Origin of the sequence: Bacteroides sp. 51 (genome assembly GCF_010500965.1) — a bacterium.
GTDB lineage: Bacteria > Bacteroidota > Bacteroidia > Bacteroidales > Bacteroidaceae > Bacteroides.
In genome coordinates, this window is the sequence record NZ_QVMI01000151.1 from 1 (window position 1) to 340 (window position 340).

The 340-nt window shown below is 55.0% G+C and carries 1 pseudogene; it reads left to right on the forward strand.

What is annotated here, in order from left to right:
* Positions 1-40: 40 nt before the first annotated feature.
* Positions 41-340 (forward strand): annotated as a pseudogene (locus D0T87_RS23900) (hypothetical protein); the annotation flags it as partial.

The following is a 340-nucleotide window of genomic DNA, read 5'->3' on the forward strand; positions in this document are numbered from 1 at the left end:
GGCGACCGCCGCGACCAAAACGGTCGTCACGACCGCGGGCGTGAAGGAGGGGACGGCTTATTTGGACTATGTGCAAGGGGGTAGTGGGATTGATTATGATTTTGGTGATAATGCCCGTGAACTTCGTAAGATCCATGAGTTAATCGAATCTATCCAGCAAAACCCGTATGCACGGATCACGGGAATCTCCCTGGTGGGCTATGCCTCACCCGAAGGGTATGCCACGGATAATATCCTGCTCTCGGCCGACCGTGCACTGGTCTTGCGCGACCATCTTAAAATTGTGCATACCCTGCCCGAAACGCTCTTCACCGCAGATGGACGGGGCGAAGACTGGTTG